General features: G+C 68.8%; 15 protein-coding genes and 1 tRNA gene. 14 read left to right on the top strand and 2 right to left on the bottom strand.

Going from position 1 to position 17,905, the window contains the following annotated elements:
- Positions 1–135: 135 nt before the first annotated feature.
- The gene (locus ABZU76_RS37415) at positions 136–513 is read right to left on the bottom strand and encodes a cupin domain-containing protein (protein WP_354878548.1); all 378 of its coding nucleotides are present in this window, start codon (positions 511–513) and stop codon (positions 136–138) included.
- Between the two features lie 816 nt (positions 514–1,329).
- On the opposite strand from ABZU76_RS37415, the gene ABZU76_RS37420 reads away from it, so the two are divergent.
- From ABZU76_RS37420 to ABZU76_RS37450, 7 genes are all read left to right on the top strand, one after another.
- A tRNA-Ala gene (locus tag ABZU76_RS37420) sits at positions 1,330–1,402 on the top strand.
- 393 nt (positions 1,403–1,795) lie between these two features.
- A complete protein-coding gene (locus tag ABZU76_RS37425; RefSeq protein WP_354878551.1) occupies positions 1,796–4,039 on the top strand; it encodes an RICIN domain-containing protein in 2,244 nt (747 codons plus the stop codon).
- Between the two features lie 316 nt (positions 4,040–4,355).
- Positions 4,356–5,072 (top strand): ABC transporter substrate-binding protein, encoded by a 717-nt coding sequence (locus ABZU76_RS37430; protein WP_354878554.1) that lies wholly within the window; start codon positions 4,356–4,358, stop codon positions 5,070–5,072.
- A 98-nt stretch (positions 5,073–5,170) separates the two neighbouring features.
- On the top strand, positions 5,171–5,587 hold the full coding sequence (locus ABZU76_RS37435) for an ABC transporter substrate-binding protein (RefSeq protein ID WP_354878557.1): 417 nt from the start codon (positions 5,171–5,173) through the stop codon (positions 5,585–5,587).
- 1 nt (position 5,588) lies between these two features.
- Positions 5,589–6,524: an ABC transporter permease subunit gene (locus tag ABZU76_RS37440; protein ID WP_255638718.1), complete on the top strand. Its 936-nt coding sequence runs from the start codon at positions 5,589–5,591 to the stop codon at positions 6,522–6,524.
- Positions 6,521–7,291: an ABC transporter permease subunit gene (locus ABZU76_RS37445; protein ID WP_354878561.1), complete on the top strand. Its 771-nt coding sequence runs from the start codon at positions 6,521–6,523 to the stop codon at positions 7,289–7,291. The genes ABZU76_RS37440 and ABZU76_RS37445 overlap by 4 nt, the downstream gene beginning before the upstream one ends.
- Positions 7,288–8,364, top strand: a complete 1,077-nt coding sequence (locus ABZU76_RS37450) for an ABC transporter ATP-binding protein (protein ID WP_354878564.1) — start codon at positions 7,288–7,290, stop codon at positions 8,362–8,364. Before ABZU76_RS37445 ends, ABZU76_RS37450 begins: the two co-directional genes overlap by 4 nt.
- A 49-nt stretch (positions 8,365–8,413) precedes the next feature.
- Here the strand turns inward: ABZU76_RS37450 and ABZU76_RS37455 are convergent, their stop codons facing one another.
- A complete protein-coding gene (locus ABZU76_RS37455; protein WP_354878567.1) occupies positions 8,414–8,809 on the bottom strand; it encodes an ester cyclase in 396 nt (131 codons plus the stop codon).
- Positions 8,810–8,887: 78 nt separating this feature from the next.
- Between ABZU76_RS37455 and ABZU76_RS37460 the strand changes: the two genes are divergently transcribed.
- The 7 genes from ABZU76_RS37460 (at position 8,888) to ABZU76_RS37490 (ending at position 17,824) form a co-directional block, all read left to right on the top strand.
- On the top strand, positions 8,888–9,769 hold the full coding sequence (locus ABZU76_RS37460; RefSeq protein WP_354878570.1) for a sigma factor: 882 nt from the start codon (positions 8,888–8,890) through the stop codon (positions 9,767–9,769).
- 297 nt (positions 9,770–10,066) lie between these two features.
- A complete protein-coding gene (locus ABZU76_RS37465) occupies positions 10,067–11,719 on the top strand; it encodes an FAD-dependent oxidoreductase (protein ID WP_354878573.1) in 1,653 nt (550 codons plus the stop codon).
- Complete coding sequence (locus ABZU76_RS37470) at positions 11,716–13,143, top strand: ATP-binding protein (protein ID WP_354878576.1); 1,428 nt, start codon at positions 11,716–11,718, stop codon at positions 13,141–13,143. Before ABZU76_RS37465 ends, ABZU76_RS37470 begins: the two co-directional genes overlap by 4 nt.
- A 232-nt stretch (positions 13,144–13,375) precedes the next feature.
- The gene (locus ABZU76_RS37475) at positions 13,376–14,470 is read left to right on the top strand and encodes a hypothetical protein (RefSeq protein WP_354878579.1); all 1,095 of its coding nucleotides are present in this window, start codon (positions 13,376–13,378) and stop codon (positions 14,468–14,470) included.
- The gene (locus ABZU76_RS37480) at positions 14,470–15,621 is read left to right on the top strand and encodes a toxic anion resistance protein (protein ID WP_354878582.1); all 1,152 of its coding nucleotides are present in this window, start codon (positions 14,470–14,472) and stop codon (positions 15,619–15,621) included. The genes ABZU76_RS37475 and ABZU76_RS37480 overlap by 1 nt, the downstream gene beginning before the upstream one ends.
- Positions 15,618–17,240, top strand: coding sequence for a substrate-binding domain-containing protein (locus tag ABZU76_RS37485; protein ID WP_354878585.1), 1,623 nt, complete (start codon positions 15,618–15,620; stop codon positions 17,238–17,240). Before ABZU76_RS37480 ends, ABZU76_RS37485 begins: the two co-directional genes overlap by 4 nt.
- Entirely contained in the window at positions 17,237–17,824 is a 588-nt protein-coding gene (locus ABZU76_RS37490; RefSeq protein WP_354878587.1) for a hypothetical protein, read from the top strand. The genes ABZU76_RS37485 and ABZU76_RS37490 overlap by 4 nt, the downstream gene beginning before the upstream one ends.
- The last annotated feature ends 81 nt before the right edge of the window (positions 17,825–17,905 follow it).

Consider the following 17,905-nt stretch of genomic DNA (forward strand, 5'->3'; position numbering starts at 1 on the left):
ATCAACGCCCACTGCTCATCCGAAAGCAACTGAAACCGCGACACACCCAGCAGCATCCCAGCCACCAGCCGCAACCTTTGTCAGACACGCCCTAGGGGCACACCAACATGACCCTCCGGCATCCGCAGCCCTCGGTCACCGGTAGCCACAGCCAGGATCCGGCGCGGCTTCGGTGAACGGTGCGCCGTGTGGCAGAACCGCGAGTCCGACGACGACGGTGGGTGTGGAGCCGAGGTTGCGTCCGATGTGGACCTCGTCAGCGTGGTCGACGAAGGGCTCGCCCTGGCGGATCACCTCGGTGTGGCAGCCGGTCAGACCGTGGGTGAGGGCGCCGCTGTGGACGACCGAATAGATGGCGCCCGGGTGGGTGTGCCAGCCGGTGCTGGCCCCGGGTGCCAGCGTCATCACGTTGAAGATGTAGTCGACGCCGTCGATGGTCCTCTTCGAGATGGCCTCGTCGGTGATCCCCGAATCGGGCGCCGGGTGCGGGGCCGGGGGAACGGAATCGGACATGGGTACTGCCTTTCCTCAGGTTCGGGCCGCCCGCCCCGACACCAGGCAGGTGGCAGTGACGCGGCCGTCGAGCCACGGCTTTCGCCGGCTCGATGTCCTCTTCGTTCAGCGGGGCTCCAAGACCTCGGAGCCGGGCGCGCGGTCCTCGGCGCAACCGCGGGCGCTCCTTTACGTACCTCCTATGGCTTCGGCTCATGATTGCAGTGCCGCCTCCCGGAGACCACTGTGCGTTGGGGCACAACGGGTTCTCCTGACAGGACATCATAGTCACTTTCACTGACTGTCAGTAACAGTTTTCACCTTACCTGGTCCGATTGGCGTGGATTACCTGAGGAAGAATGGGTCTGTGCTGATCTCCGTTGTGGAATGTGCCGAGTATGCGTCGATCGTTGAGATGGCTCGCTACTTTTGGACTCGGGATGCTGAGCGGTTTCGGTCGAGTCTCTGGCGTGTGAAGGTCTAGCGCTCCGGCGACGGGGTGCCTCGGTAGCGGGGACGCGCGGACTTGGCGGAGCGGCGCTGGTGCCCGAGTTTGCCTCGCCGGCAGTTGGGCGCCGGGTGGCTATGGTGTCACATACCGTGGCGATCCGGTGAGGTGTCGTGACGCAGTTGGTTGTGTCGTGCCGGAGTCGAGGGCTGGAGCCGGGGCCGCTTCCTCGCCGGCCTTCGTCAGCCGGGTGGATCTGCGGCGGGTCGCGATGGGCGGTCTGACCTGGGGTTTTGGGGGCTTCGGGCCTTGGCGGACCCCCCGGTTAAGGAGCGCCATGGCGGGGTGTAGTCTTTATTCACACGAGATGCGGAGTTCACCTTCGCTTCGGGGCTATGGCGCAGCTGGTAGCGCACCTCACTGGCAGTGAGGGGGTCAGGGGTTCGAATCCCCTTAGCTCCACTCTCTCCCAAAGAACCCCTTCGATTTCAGCTTCGCGGCTGATCGGAGGGGTTTTCTGCATCGGTGGGTCGATGCACCACCTGCGCCGGCCCTGGTTCGACGGAATCAGCTGCTCATCATCACCTGTGCGGAGATCATCGCGGAGGGGCCCGCGCTGTCGTTGGCGCAAGAGCTGCCTGATGGAGTCCAGGACCCCGCCCCGAGGACGCCCAGCTCAAGAACCTCTTCATGACTTATTTTTAGCTCTGTATTGACTCCCCGTGTGGGCGCCGTTACATTTTCACCCGGTTGTGACGCCGAGGTCCCCGCCCGCTACGCCGCGTCTTCATGTCTGGGCATGAGCCTTGCCGTTTCCTGCTCGTCGAACGCCGCGGTGCGGTGGAGGAGGTTCCGATGGGATTGCGGAGAGTGGGCACGGTGGTGCTGTCCGCGTTAGCGCTGGTGAGTGGGTATGCGGGGGTGTCGCAGGCGGAGCCGGCAGCCCAAGCCCAGCCCCAAGCCCAGGCCCAAAGCCAGGCCCAAGCCCAAGCCATCGCCCCCGATCAGTGGTTCACGGTGCAGTCCGTGAACAGCGGCAAGTGCGTGGACGCCAAATCCGCCGCCAGCGCCAACGGCACCGTGGTCCAGCAGTACAGCTGCAACCAAACCGCCTCCCAAGCCTGGCAGTTCCAGCCCACCACCGACGGCTACGTACGCGTGAACACGCAGCTCAACGCGGCCCAGTCCTGGGACATCACGGACGTTTCGAAGGCCGACGGTGGACTGGTGCAGCTCTGGTCCTACTCGAACGGCGTCAACCAGCAGTGGCAGCCGGTGCAGGAAGCGAGTGGTGCGTACCACTTCGTGAACCGCAACAGTGGCAAGTGCCTCGACGTGCCGAGCGCCTCTATCGCAGACAGCGTTCAGCTTCAGCAGTACACCTGTAATAACACCAGTGCGCAATCGTTCACAATGACTCCCGTGGGTGGCACTACGACTCCTCCGAGCGAGGACCCGGACCTCGGCCCGAACGTTGTGATCTTCGATCCGTCGATGTCCGCCGCGAGCATCCAGAGCAGGCTGAACAGCATCTTCAGCCAGCAGGAGAAGAACCAGTTCGGCAGCCAGCGCTACGCCGTGATGTTCAAGCCGGGCACGTACTCCAACGACGTGAACGTCGGCTTCTACACGCAGGTCCTCGGCCTCGGGCTCAGCCCCGACGCCGTGACGATCAACGGCGCCGTGCACGTGGAAGCCGACTGGTTCCCGCCGCAGAACGCGACGCAGAACTTCTGGCGCGGCGCCGAGAACCTGTCGGTGAACCCGACCGGCGGGGCCGATCGGTGGGCGGTAAGCCAGGCGGCGCCCTACCGGCGCATGCACGTGCGCGGCGATCTGCAGCTCGACGACGGCGGCTGGGCCAGCGGCGGCTGGATCTCCGACACCAAGATCGACGGGCAGGTCCGCTCGGGCTCGCAACAGCAGTGGATCTCGCGCGACTCGCAGTTCGGCAGCTGGAACGGCTCCAACTGGAACATGGTCTTCGTCGGCGTGAACGGCGCGCCGCAGAACACCTTCCCGAGCCCGCCCTACACCACGGTCGGCCAGGCGCCGGTGGTCCGCGAGAAGCCGTTCCTCTACATCGACAGCGCCGGCAAGTACCAGGTCTTCGTGCCGGCCCTGCGCACCAACACCTCCGGCACCAGCTGGGCGAACGGCACCGCGCCGGGCTCCTCGCTGCCGATCGACCAGTTCTACATCGCCAAGCCGGGCGCCTCGGCGGCCGACATGAACGCCGCGCTCGCGGCGGGCAAGAACCTGCTGATCACGCCGGGCGTCTACCACCTCAACCAGACCCTGCACGTGACCCGCCCCGACACCGTGGTCCTCGGCCTCGGCATCGCGACCCTGGTGCCCGACAACGGTGTCACCGCGATGAACGTGGACGACGTCAACGGCGTGAAGGTCGCCGGCCTGCTCATCGACGCCGGCACGACGAACTCGAACACGCTCATGCAGGTCGGCGCGCCCGGCTCGACCGCCGACCACTCGGCTGACCCGACCTCGCTGCACGACGTGTTCTTCCGCATCGGCGGCCCGGCCGTCGGCAAGGCGACCAACAGCCTGGTGGTGAACAGCAACAACGTGATCGGCGACCACATGTGGATCTGGCGCGCCGACCACGCGGCGAACAACAGCTTCGTCGGCTGGAACACCAACACCGCCGACAACGGGCTGACCGTCAACGGCAACAACGTGACGATGTACGGCCTGTTCGTCGAGCACTACCAGAAAACGCAGGTCGTCTGGAACGGCAACGGCGGGCGCACGTACTTCTTGCAGAACGAGATGCCCTACGACGTGCCCAACCAGGCATCGTGGATGAACGGTTCCTCGCAGGGCTATTCCGCTTACAAGGTGGGCCCGAACGTCACCAGTCACGAAGCGTGGGGCCTGGGCAGCTACTGCTTCTTCAACACCAACCCGTCGGTGGCCAGCGCCCACGCGTACGAGGCGCCGAACACCCCGGGCGTGCGGTTCCACGACATGGTCACCGTGTCGCTGAACCACGCGGGCACGATCACCCATGTCATCAACACGACGGGCGCGACCACGCCCGACGGGACGAAGCCCGTGAACCTGGTGAGCTACCCGTAGCCCAGGCGCTCCAGACAACCGGTGCGCGCCGTGGTGGCGGCCTCGGCGCGCACCGGTTCCCAGTCCACATGAGAACGCGCAAACGATCGACAAGAGTCGCCCGGTTCCCGGAACTTCCGGAAACCGGGCGACTTTTTCGTGACCACAACGTGCTCAAAGATCACCAACCGCAGCGGCGCCGTCGCCCTGCGCCGAAGCAAGATCAGCGTGCATGAGCAGGGCACTGGCCATTCACGTCCGGTTCACGACCCGTCTGTGTCCTTCGTGGACTGTTCGCTCGGCATTCCCACACCCCGGGTATCAAAGGACTGGACAAGTGAAAAGACGTTTCGCCGCCCTGGCCGCGGTCGCAGCCGCCGGCACGCTCCTGCTCACCGCCTGCGGGGGTGGCGCGTCGGGCTCGGAGCAGAGCTCGGGTGCCGCCACCGCCAAGTCCGCCGCCGACCTCGGTGGTATGGACAAGCTCGTCGAGGCGGCCAAGAAGGAGGGCGAGCTCAACGTGATCGCCCTGCCGCACGACTGGGCCAACTACGGCGAGATCCTCGACGCCTTCAAGAAGAAGTACGGCCTGAAGGTCACCGAGGCCAACCCCGAGGGCTCGAGCCAGGACGAGATCAACGCCGTCAAGCAGCTCAAGGGCCAGGACCGCGCGCCCGACGTGGTCGATCTCGGCAGCGCGTTCGCCCTCTCGGCCGCGTCCGACGGCCTGCTGGCGCCCTACAAGGTCACCACGTTCGACGACATCCCGGCGGGCCAGAAGGCCGACGACGGCTCCTGGTTCTTCGACTACGGCGGCTTCATCTCCATCGGCTACGACGCCTCGAAGGTCACCGACCCGCCGAAGACGCTGGCCGACCTCAAGAAGCCCGAGTACAAGGGCAAGGTCGCGCTGAACGGCGACCCGACGAAGGCGGGCGCGGCGTTCGCCGGCGTCTACGCCGCGGCCCTGGCCAACGGCGGTTCGTTCGCCGACATCAAGCCGGGCGTGCAGTTCTTCGCCGACCTCAAGAAGTCCGGCCAGTTGTCAATCTGACCAAAAGCAGGCGGGAACCCAGCTGGACGTCAAAACGATGGGCAACTGTTCCCGCCGTGACTGTGGTCGGATTGACAACAGACAAACACAGTATCCCGGTGCAGTCGAGTGCGGCCACCATCGAGAGCGGCCAGACGCCGATCACGCTCGACTGGGACTACCTGCAGGCCGGTTACGCCGCGAAGCTCAAGGGCAAGGTCGACTGGAAGGTCACCGTCCCGAGCGACGGCATCTACTCCAACTTCTACGCCCAGGGCGTCAGCAAGACCGCCCCGCACCCGGCCGCCGCGCGGCTGTGGGAGGAGTTCCTCTACTCCGACGAGGGCCAGAACCTGTTCCTGAAGGGCCTTTCGCGCCCGGCGCGCCTGCCGAAGATGGAAGCGGCCGGCACCGCCGACAAGACCGCACTGGCCGCCCTGCCGAAGGTGGAGGGCGACGTCAAGTTCCCCACCGACGCGCAGGTCAACGACGCCAAGAAGATCCTGGCCGACGAGTGGGCCAAGGCGCTCGGCTGACGTGACCGCCGAAACCGTCACCGCGGCGGCGGGAGTGGCCCCGGCCGCTCCCGCCGCCGCGCCCGTGCGCCCCGGGTCCGCGCGGCGCGTGCTCTCGTGGGTGGCGGGCCACCTCGGCCTGCTGCCGTTCCTGCTCTACACCGGTGTGTTCCTCGGCGCGCCGGTGGTGATGGTGGCCGTCGGAGCGTTCCAGGACAACGACGGCGCCTTCACCACCGACAACCTCACCGCGGCGTTCGCCGACCAGTTCGGGCGCTCGTTCGCCACGAGCATCGAGCTCTCGGCGCTCACGGCCGCGGCCGGGGCGATCCTCGGCGCGATCCTGGCCAACGCCGTGCTCGGCTCGAAGCCCGACGGTCTGCTGCGCAAGGTCGTCTCCAGCGCCGCCGGCGTGCTCGCCAACTTCGGCGGCGTGCCACTGGCGTTCGCGTTCATCGCGACGCTCGGCAGCATCGGCATCGTCACGAAGGCGCTGGCGGGCCTCGGCTTCGACATCTACGCCGGCGGCTTCAACCTCTTCACGTTCACGGGCCTCGCGATCGTCTACGTGTACTTCCAGATCCCGCTGATGGTGATCGTCTTCACTCCGGCGCTGGAAGGCATGCGTGAGCAGTGGCGTGAAGCCGCGGCGAACCTCGGGGCCACGCGGGCGCAGTACTTCCGGCTGATCGCGGTGCCGGTGCTGCTGCCGCCGTTCCTCGCCTCGACGCTGCTGCTGTTCGCCAACGCGTTTTCCGCCTACGCCACGGCCTACGCGCTGACCACCGGCGTCGTTCCGCTCGTGCCGATCCAGATCGGCTCGCTGGTGAGCGGCAACGTCGTGGCCGACCAGCAGAACCTCGGCAAGGCGCTGGGGCTCGGCATGGTCGTGGTGGTCGCGCTGGTGATGGCGATCTACGCGTACCTGCAGAAGCGCGCTTCGAGGTGGCTGTCGTGAAGAACAAAGCCTTGCGCTGGACGGTGCTCACGCTGTTCGGCCTGTACTTCCTCGTGCCGATGGGCGCGTCGGTGGAGTTCAGCCTCCGCGACGTGAACAACACGCACAGCTTCGCCTCGTGGGGCAAGATCCTCGACGAGCCGGATCTGCTGCCCACGCTCGGCACGTCGCTGTGGGTCGCGGCCGGCACGGTGGCGCTCACGCTGCTGCTGATGGTGCCGACCGTGAGCTGGGTGCACCTGCGCAAGCCGAAGCTGCGCCGCCTCATCGAGGGTGTGAGCCTGCTGCCGCTGGTGATCCCGCCGATCGTGCTGGTCAACGGCGTGCTCGTGGTGTTCCGCGACGCGCCGGAGGTGATCAACGGGACGCCCGTGATCCTCGTGCTGGAGTACGTGATCCTCGCGCTGCCCTTCACCTACCGCACGCTCGACGCGGGCCTGGCGGCGATCTCCCTGCCGACGCTGGTGGAGGCCGCGCGCAGCCTCGGCGCGTCGTGGCCGACGGTGCTGCTGCGCGTGATCGTGCCCAACATCCGCTCGGCCGTGTTCGGCGCCGCGTTCCTCAACCTGGCGCTGGTGCTGGGCGAGTACACGCTGGCGAGCATTCTGCTGATGGACACTTTTCCCGTGTGGACGGTCAGCACCGGGCAGTCGGAGGCGGGCGTGTCCGTCGCCGTTTCCCTGATGTCACTGCTGGTCGCGTTCCTGCTCCTGTTCGTCCTGTCCCTTGTGGCCGGTCGCCGCAAGGCTTCGCGAGGTGTGGCGTGAAAACTGTGCTGGAGACTCCGCAGACGAAGACCGGTGCGTCGGTCGAGTTCCGCGGCCTGCGCCGCGAGTTCGGCGAGGTCCGGGCGCTCGACGGGCTGGACCTGACGATCTCGCCGGGCGAGCTCGTCGCGCTGCTCGGCCCTTCGGGCTGCGGCAAGACGACGGCGTTGCGCGTGCTCGCGGGCCTGGAGGCGGTGGACGCCGGCGAGGTGCTGGTGGACGGCACCGACGTGGTCGGCGTGCCGGCCAACAAACGCGACATGGGCATGGTGTTCCAGGCCTACAGCCTGTTCCCGAACCTCACGGTGCGCGACAACGTGGCGTTCGGCCTGCGGCTGCGCGGTGTCGCCACCGCGGCGCGGCAGAAGCGGGCGCAGGAGCTGCTGGAGCTCGTGGGGCTGTCGGCGCAGGAGAAGCGTTACCCACACCAGTTGTCGGGTGGCCAGCAGCAGCGCGTGGCGCTGGCCCGCGCGCTGGCGATCGAGCCGCGCGTGCTGCTGCTCGACGAACCCCTGTCGGCGCTGGACGCACTCGTGCGCACGCAGCTGCGCGACGAGATCCGCCGGCTGCAGCTGCGCGTGGGCATCACGACGCTGTTCGTGACGCACGACCAGGAGGAGGCGCTGTCGATCGCCGACCGCGTCGGCGTGATGCGGTCGGGGCGCCTCGAACAGTGCGACAGCCCGGCCGAGCTCTACGCAAGGCCCGCGACGGCGTTCGTCGCGGAGTTCGTGGGCACGATGAACCGCCTCCCGGGCGTGGTCGCGGTCGGCGGCGCGTCCGTCGACGTGGTGGGGGAGCGGCTCGTGCTGGCCGAACCGGGCCGGCGCACCGACGGCGACGCCGTGACGGTGCTGGTGCGCCCGGAGGCGGTCACGCTCGTGGCCGCTTCGGACGGGCGTGCGGTGGTGACGGACCACAGCTTCCGCGGCGCGGTCACCCGCGTCACCGCGCTGCTGTCCGACGGCACGTCGGTGCTGGCCGACCTCCCGAGCGTTTCGGCGGCGGAACTGCTGCCGGGCACCGGGGTCTCGGTGTCGTTCGGGACGCAACCGGTCCTGCTGGCGAGCTGACGCCGTTCCCGCCGCCGGAGGGTGTTCGCCTCCGGCGGCGGGAACGACGTCAGGCGGCGACCTGCTGCAGCAGGCCGTGGAAGTCGAGCATCGGCCACAGCTCGGCGATGCGGCCCTCGCGCAGGCCGAACACGACGGTGGCGCGCATGCGGATCGCCTTGCCAGTGGACGGGTTGCCGAGGAAATCGCCGTCGTGGGTGCCGGTCATCGTCCAGCGGACGGCGGCTTTGTCGCCGTCGACCAGGATGTCGTCCACGTGCAGCACGGCGTCGGAGAACGACCCTTGCACGATCTTGCCGGCACCGACCACGGCCTCACGGGCTGACTCGTCGGTGGGGCCGTGGTTCACGGCGTCGGGCGTGAGCAGTTCGTCGATCAGGTCGAAGTTGCGGCCGTTGAACAGTTCGGCGTAGAACCGTTCGACGGTCTCTCGGGTGGTGGCCACTGTGGTCCCCTCTCTACTGTGGTGGTGGTTGCGGTCTTCGTGCGGTGGCGCAGTGAGGACTGAACAGGGGAGCGCCTTGTGACAACCGACTTCTTCACCGACGAACGCGGCCGGCTTTTCGGCCTGGCCTACCGCCTGCTCGGCTCGGCCGACGACGCCGAGGACGCGGTGCAGGACGCCTACCTGCGCTGGCGCCGTGTTGACCCTGGCGAGCTCACCGCGCCCGGAGCTTGGCTCACGAAGGCCGTGACGAACCTTTGCCTCACCCGGCTCACGTCCGCGCCCGCTCGCCGTGAGTCGACGGCGGGCGACGCGCTGCCGGAGCCCGTCCTCACCGGCGGCGGTGCCTTGGGCCCGCTGGAGACCGTGGAGCGGCGCGAGTCGGTGTCGTTCGCGATGCTCGTGCTGATGCGGTCGCTGACACCGGTGGAGCGCGCGGTCTTCGTTCTGCGCTCGGCATTCGACTACCCGTACCCGGAGCTCGCCGCGCTGCTGGAGCTCACCGAGGCCAACGCCCGCCAGCTCTACAGCCGCGCCCGCCGCCGCGTCGACACCGGCGAGACCCGCTTCCCGACGTCCGACGACGGCTCGATGCGGCTCACCGAGAGCTTCATGACGGCCGTGCGCTCGGGCCGGCTGGAACTGCTCGAGGACCTGCTCGTCGCCGACATCGCCACCTGGATGGACCTCGGCGACGGCGAACGCGTGCACGTCCGCGGCCGCGCCGCCGTCCGCCGCAACGCCGCCGCCACCCTCGCCCGCTTCGCCACGGTGTCCGACTTCCTGCTCACGGAGGTCAACGGCGCCCCGGGCATCCTCTTCCTCCAGGACGGCGAGGTCGTGGGCCTCACCGTGGTGGAAACGCGGGACGGGCGGATCTCGGCTCTGCGCACGGTCGCGGATCCGGATCGGCTGGGGTATTTGCGGGCGCAGTTCGCGGCACTGCTCTCCGCTGAGTGACCGGGGGAGCGCGGAAATCGGCCGTGGCCTCGGGTGGTGGCGCCTACGCTCGGTGGGATGAACGAGTCCTTCTTCCGGCATCTGGTCATCGCCGTCGGGGACCTGGCGCAGCCGGCCGCGGCGCAGATCGCGTTGCTGGGCCGCCAGGCTTGAGCTGCCCGGCTGCGCCCCGGTGGCACGAACGGACCGTTCGCGCGGGCACTTGCGGCACCGATCCCCAGGTCCAGGCCCGGCTTGAGCAAGTCCAGCCCGCTCGAGCGTTCTCCCCGCCCGAGGCCACGCCGTAGGCTGTCGGGTGTGAGCCAGCCGATCCTGATGACCGTCGACGACGACCCCGCTGTTTCGCGGTCGGTCGCGCGTGACCTGCGTCGCCGCTACGGCAAGGACTACCGCGTGATCCGTGCGGACTCCGGGGCCGACGCCCTCGACGCCCTGCGCGAGATCAAGCTGCGCGGCGACGCCGTCGCGGCGATCCTCGCCGACTACCGCATGCCCCACATGGACGGGATCGCCTTCCTCGAGAAGGCGATGGACCTGTTCCCCAACGCCCGCCGCGCGCTGCTGACGGCCTACGCCGACACGGACGCGGCCATTCAGGCGATCAACGTGGTCGACGTCGACCACTACCTGCTCAAGCCGTGGGACCCGCCGGAGGAGAAGCTGTACCCGGTCATCGACTCCCTCGTGGAGACGTGGCTCGCGGTCGGCGACAAGTCCGTCGAGGAGACCAAGCTGGTCGGCCACCGGTACTCGGCGCCCTCGTTCAAGGTCCGCGACTTCCTCGCCCGCAACGCCGTGCCGTACCGCTGGTACTCGGTGGACGAGGACGAAGGCGGGCGCATCCTGCAGGCCGCCGGCGCCGCGGAGACCGACATCCCGGTGGTCGTGACGCCCGACGGCACCGTGCTGAAGCAGCCCACTGGCGGCGAGATCGCCGTCGCGGTGGGCCTGTCCACGCGGCCGGCGCAGGAGTTCTACGACCTCGTGGTGATCGGCGGCGGCCCGGCCGGCCTCGGCGCGGCCGTGTACGGCGCGTCGGAAGGCCTGCGCACAGTGCTCGTCGAGCGCAAAGCCACGGGCGGCCAGGCGGGCACGAGCTCGCGCATCGAGAACTACCTAGGATTCCCCGACGGCGTCTCCGGCGCGCAGCTCACCGACCGCGCCCGGCGCCAGGCGCAGAAGTTCGGCGCCGAGGTGCTCACCGCGCGCGACGTGGTCGGGCTGGAGGTGCGCGGGTCGAGCCGCGTGGTCACCTTCGGCGACGGCTCCGAGATCGCCGCCCACGCCGTGATCCTCGCCAGCGGCGTCACCTACCGTGCGCACGAGGCCGACGGCATCCGCAAGCTCACCGGCAGCGGCGTCTACTACGGCTCCGCCGCCACGGAAGCGCCCGAGTGCAAGGGCCAGCACGTCTACATCGTCGGCGGCGCGAACTCCGCGGGCCAGGCGGCGGTGTTCTTCGCACAGCACGCGAGCGAGGTGTCCCTGCTGGTGCGCGGCGACTCGCTGGAGAAGTCGATGTCGCACTACCTCATCGAGCAGATCGCGGGCATCGACAACATCACCGTCCGCACGGGCACCACCATCGTCCAGGCCCACGGCGCCGACCACCTCGAGGCCGTGACCCTGTGCCACGGCGACACGACGGAGAAGGTCGAGACCGGGCACCTGTTCATCTTCATCGGCGCGGCGCCGCGCACCGACTGGCTGGGCGAGGTGATCCAGCGCGACCACCACGGGTTCGTCCAGACGGGGCCCGACCTGGTCGCCGAGGGCCGCAAGCCGGCCGGCTGGCCGCTCGACCGCGACCCGTACCACCTGGAGTCGTCCGTGCCCGGCGTGTTCGTGGCCGGCGACGTCCGGGCGCAGTCGGTGAAACGCGTGGCCTCCGCCGTCGGCGAGGGCGCCATGGCCGTCACCCTGGTCCACCGCTACCTGGAGGAACAGTGAAGGAGCCCGCACTGCCGCGCGAAGAACTCCGCGGCCTCTTCCTGTTCGAGCACCTCTCCGACGAGCAGCTCGACTGGATCGAACAGCACGCCGTGCTGGAGCACTACGAGGGCGACACCACGGTGCACCGCGAGGGCGATCCGGCCACCTGCTTCTACATCGTGCTCTCGGGCGCGCTGCGGATGTCGCGGCTGGTGAGCGGCGCCGACGTCGAGGTGAAGCGCTCCGACCAGCGGGGCTCCTACTTCGGCGCCACGCAGTTTTTCGTGCACCAGGACACCGAGCACACCTACGGCGCCACCGTGCGGGCGATCGGGGACCTGACGCTGCTCGCGCTGCCTTCGGCGGAGTTCGCGGTGGAGTTCCGCAAGTGGTTCCCGATGGCGGCGCACTTGCTGGAGGGCATGTACCTCGGCTGGCGCAACTCCGACACCGTGATCTCGTCCCGGCGCCGGCTGCTCGCGCTCGGCGAGCTGTCGGCCGGGCTCACCCACGAGCTCAACAACCCGGCCGCGGCCGCGGTGCGCGCCACTGCGTCGCTGCGCGAGCGCGTGGCCGGGATGCGCCACAAGCTCGCGCTGCTGGCGAAGAAGGACATCGACCCAGACCTGCTGGAGCAGCTGCTCGACGTGCAGGAACAGCTGGTCAAGACGGTTGCCGACGCGCCGCGGCTCTCGGCGATGCAGCAGTCCGACCGCGAGGACGAGATCAGCGACTGGTTCGACGACCACGACATCGACCAGGGCTGGGACCTCGCCGCGATCTTCGTCGCGGCCGGGCTCAAGACCGAGAACCTCGACGGCGTCCTGGAATCCGTCGGCGACGGCCTGCTCGACGGTGCCCTGCGCTGGCTCGCGTACGCGCTCGAGACCGAGATCCTCATGGGCGAGATCGAGGACTCGACCACGCGCATCTCGGTGCTCGTGGGCGCGGCGAAGCAGTACTCGCAGATGGACCGCGCGCCGCACCAGTGGATCGATGTCCACGAAGGACTCGACTCCACGCTGGTGATGCTGTCGGGCAAGATCGGCGACAAGATCCAGGTCGTCAAGGACTACGACCGCGGCATCGACCACATCCCGGCCTACGCGGCCGAGCTGAACCAGGTGTGGACCAACATCATCGACAACGCCGTGCAGGCCATGGGCGGCGAGGGCACGCTGACGCTGCGCACGTGGCAGGAGAGCAAGCAGGTTCGCGTCGAGATCGGCGACTCCGGCCCCGGCATCCCGGAAGAGGTGCGCCAGCGCATCTTCGAGCCGTTCTTCACCACCAAGGGCGTCGGCGAGGGCACGGGCCTCGGCCTCGACATCTCGTGGCGCATCATCGTGGAACGGCACTCGGGCGACATCAAGGTGACGTCCGTGCCGGGCGACACGCGGTTCGAGATCTGCCTGCCGGTGGAGGAACAAGCCTCGCTCTGAGTCGTCTGCGCTGACCGCCCGCGCGCCGCTGCCGTGATCAACCGGCTGCGGCGCGCGGGCGGTTCGTCATTTCCCTTCCTTCACAAGGAAAAGCCGGGACTTCACCGGATCCCGATCGACCCCGTCCGTTCATTGATCGTTCACTTCGAACTCCTCGTGCCGCGCGTCAAACGAGTTGCGGGGGCTGAAGGATCCGAAGTGACGCGTCGCGGGACGTGCGGAAGGTGGGTTCGTGAAACGCCGGTTGTCCATCGGGCTGGCTGTGGTTCTGGTGCTCGCCGTCGTGGCCGTGATCGTGTGGGGGCGGTCCGGGAGCGACGAAGCGTCGTCGGGAGGGGGTGACCTCACCGTCGTGCGCGGGGTGATCGGCTCGGAGAAACAGGCCTTCTTCACCGACCAGCGCGTGGTCGACGCCTTCGCCAAGCACGGCCTGAAGGTGGAGGTCGACACCGCCGGCTCGCGCCAGATCGCGACCACGGTCGACCTCGCCAAGTACGAGTTCGCGTTCCCCTCCTCGTCGCCGGCGGCGCAGAAGATCCAGCGCGACCGCAAGGTGACCACGGTGTACACGCCGTTCCAGTCGCCGATGGCGATCGCGACGTTCGAGCCGATCGTCTCGCTGCTGAGCGCCGCGGGCGCCGTGCACAAGGGCGCGGGCGACTACCAGGTGCTCGACATCGCGAAGTACCTGCAGCTCACACAGGCCGGCACGCGCTGGGACCAGCTGCCGGGCAACACCGCGTACCCCGTGCGCAAGAACATCCTCGTCACGACCACCGACCCGCGGGAGTCGAACTCCGCGGCGATGTACCTGTCGATCGTGTCGTTCGTGGCCAACGGCAACAACGTCGTCTCGACGCCGGACCAGGAAGCCAAGGTGCTGCCCCAGGTGTCGAAGCTGTTCCTCGACCAGGGGTACACGCAGAACAGCACCGAGGGGCCGTTCGAGGACTACCTCTCGGCCGGCATGGGCAAGACGCCGCTCGCGCTGATCTACGAGTCGCAGTACGTGGATCGCCTGGTGCGCCACGACGGGTCGATCCAGCCCGACATGCGGATGCTCTACACGGCGCCCACGGTCTACTCGAAGCACACGCTGGTTCCGTTCTCTCCCAACGGGGACAAGGTCGGCCAGCTGCTCTCGACCGATCCGGAGCTGGGCAAGATCGCCGCCACGTTCGGCTTCCGCACCACGAACCCGCAGCAGTTCCGCGACGTCGTGGCCGCGGCCAAGGCCCCGGTGCCGGCCGATCTCGTGGACACGGTCGAGCCGCCGTCGTTCGAGACGCTGGAACGGATGCTCGACGCGATCCAGAAGCAGTACTGATGGACGATTTCACCCTTACCCCGCCGGAGCCGGTGGCGGCGGTCCCCGTGGAGCGCGCCGCCGGCCTGATCGCGCTCGGTGACGACACCCGGGCCGACATCGCCCGTCGCGCCGGTGAGTTCGCGACGCGCCTGGAAGCGCTCGACGTCAAGTCGCCCGAGTTCACCACGCTGCTCGACGAGCTCCTCGCCGTCGGCGAAGCGGACATGCGCGCGGCGGCCACGGTCGCGGGCACGATGCTCGACCGTTCGACGAAGGCGCTGGAATCCGCGCGCGGCTCTGTCGGCTCGCCGCAGCAGCAGGTGACCACAAGCTTGGTCGAGCTGCGCCGCACGGTCGCGGAGCTCGACCCGGCCAAGCTGCCGATCACCGGCCGCAAGCTGCTGGGCATCTTCCCGGCCGCCGCGAGTGCCAAGCGCGCCCTCGACCGCTACCGCGCGGCCAACGAGCCCGTGAACGCCCTGGTCCGCGAGTTGCGTATCCGCCAGGACGTGCTGCGGCGCGACAACGCGGCGCTCAAGGGCGAGCGCGAACGGCTGTGGACCACGCTCGGCCGGCTCGCCGAGGCCGCGGCGTTCGCGGAGGCCGTGGACGGGGCGATCGACCGGCAGGCCGGGGTCTTCGACCTCACGGATCCCTCGCACGCCAACGCGTTGCGCGCCGACATCCTGTACCCGATCCGCCAGCGCCACCAGGACGTGCTGACGCAGCTGGCCGTGAGCGCGCAGGGCTACCTCGCGCTGGACCTGGTGCGCCGCACCAACGACGAGCTGATCCGCGGCGTCGAGCGGGCGGTGTCCACCACCGTCTCCGCGCTGCGCGTGGCCCTGCTGGTGAGCGCTGCGCTGGCCAACCAGCGCGACGTGCTCGACGAGGTCGCGGCCCTGCAGTCGACCACCGACGGCCTGCTGCGCGCGAACGCCGCGCTGCTGGAGTCGCAGAGCGCGGAGATCCGCAAGGCGTCGAGCGACCCGGCCGTGGCCGTCGACACGCTGCGCGACTCGTTCGACCGGATCTACTCGGCCCTCGACGCGATCGACGGGTTCAAGGCCGAGGCCGTGATGCACATGGCGTCCACAGTGGAGTCGTTGTCCGGTGAGCTGCGGCGCGCCGAGGACCGGCTGCGCCGTTCGCACGAGGGGGAGCTGTGAAGAAACTCGCGGTACTGGCGCTCGCCGCCGCCCTGCTGGTGACGGGGTGTTCGTCGTCGGATCCGAGCTCCGGCACCGACGCCGGGCCACCCGAAGCCGGCACGTTGCGCATCCTCGCGGGCAGCGAGCTCGCCGACATGCAACCGGTGCTCGACGAGGCCGCGAAGGCGACGGGCGTGAAGGTCAAGTTCACGTTCACCGGCACGCTGGAGGGCGCCGAGTCGCTCGCCAACGGCAGCCTCGACGGCAAGTACGACGCCGTCTGGTTCTCCTCGAACCGTTACCCCGCGGGCATTCCCGAGGCGGCCAAGCGCCTGGGCAACCAGGTGAAGATCATGAGCTCGCCGGTGGTACTGGGCCTGTCGCAGCCGGTCGCGCAGCGGCTCGGGTGGGACAAGAAGGCGCCGACGTGGGGCGACATCGCCGCGGCGGCGGGCAAGAAGGAGTTCACCTACGGGATGACCGACCCGTCGGCGTCCAACTCCGGCTTCTCGGCGCTGGTGGGCGTCGCGTCCGCGCTGGCCCACTCCGGCACGGCGATCGACGCGCAGCAGATCACCGCCGTCACGCCGCAGCTCACGCAGTTCTTCAGCGCGCAGGTGATGTCGGCCGGTTCCTCGGGCTGGCTCTCCGACGCGTTCCAGCGCCGCGCGACCGGGCAGGACCCGGGGGCGAAGGTCGACGGCCTGGTCAACTACGAGTCCGTGCTGCTGTCGATGAACTCCTCCGGCAGGCTGCCGCAGCCGCTGAAACTCATCTACCCCAGCGACGGCGTCGTCACCGCCGACTACCCGCTCACGTTGCTGACCAGCGCGAGCAACGACGCCCGCGACGCGCACCGGAAGCTGTCCGACTACCTGCGCACGCCCGACGTGCAGCGGCGGATCATGCAGGTCACGCAGCGGCGCCCCGTGGTGCCAGGCGTGCAGCTCGGCACGCAGTTCGTGCCCCACGATCTGGTCGAGCTGCCGTTCCCGGCGACGCAGCAGGCCGTGGACGCGCTGCTTTCGGCCTATTTCAGCAAGATCCGCCGTCCGTCGCGCACGCTGTACGTGCTCGACACGTCGGGCTCGATGCAGGGCGACCGCATCGAGGCGCTGCGCTCGGCGCTGGCCGGCCTCACGGGCGCGGACAACTCCCTCGTGGGCCGCTACCGGCAGTTCCGCAGCCGCGAGGAGGTGACGATGCTGCCGTTCAACACCGCGCCGGGCAATCCCGTCACGTTCACCGTGCCCGAGCAGAACCCGCAGGGCGAGCTGGCGAAGATCAAGAGCTTCGCCGAAGGACTGCAGGCCGACGGCGGCACCGCGATCTACGACAGTCTCGACCGCGCGTACCAGGTGATGGAACCGCTGGTGGCACAGGACCCGGACCGGTTCAACTCGATCGTGCTGATGACCGACGGCCAGAACGAGAGCGGCTCGAACCTCGACGGCTTCAAGTCCTCCTTCGCCTCGCTGCCCGCGGCGATGAAGCAGATCCCGGTGTTCACGGTGCTGTTCGGCGAGGGCAGCGGCGACGAGCTCACGCAGGTCGCCACGCTGACCGGCGGCAAGGTCTTCGACGCTCGCAACACCCAGCTGTCCAGTGTCTTCCAGGAGATTCGCGGGTACCAATGAGGCGTTGGTTCGGCTCCACCAAGAACATCGCCGGCTGCATCGGCGGCCTGATCGGCCTCGTGCTGTACGCGGTCGGGGTGATCGGGCCGCTGTGGCTGATGTTCGTGGTCATGGCCGTGCTCTACACGGCGGGCGCGCTCGTCGCTCCGCCGGACAAGGTGCGGCTCGTCGTCGACCCGACCGTGGAGGCGGCCCAGGTGCGCTCGTCGCTGGAGGCGTTGGTGCAGACGGTGGCCGGCCACTCCGGGCGCCTGCCGCCGTCCGCTGTGGACGGTGTGCGCCACGTCGCCGAGGTGCTGTCCGACCTGCTGAAGGACCCGCTGCGGCTCGCCTCGACGCCGGACATGCAGTACCGCGTGCTGCTGCTCGCGCGCACGGACCTGCCGATGTCGGTCGAGACGTACCTGAACCTGCCGCGCTGGTTCGCCTCCCGGCGTGACGCGGACGGCACCAGCGCGCAGGACGAGCTCGCGAAGCAGCTGGACCTCCTGCGGGCCAAGGCGGAGAAGCTCGCCGCGGAGTACTACTCCGCGGACGTGAACCGCCAGGAGGACCACACGCGCTACCTCGGCGAAGAGTCTTGACGCCGGATCGGTGATTTCCGACCGGATGGTTGTCAGACGCGTGTCTTAGTACTAGCTTCGTAAGAAGATCGTCTTACGAGG

Origin of the sequence: Amycolatopsis sp. NPDC005232, assembly GCF_040607795.1 — a bacterium.
GTDB lineage: Bacteria > Actinomycetota > Actinomycetes > Mycobacteriales > Pseudonocardiaceae > Amycolatopsis.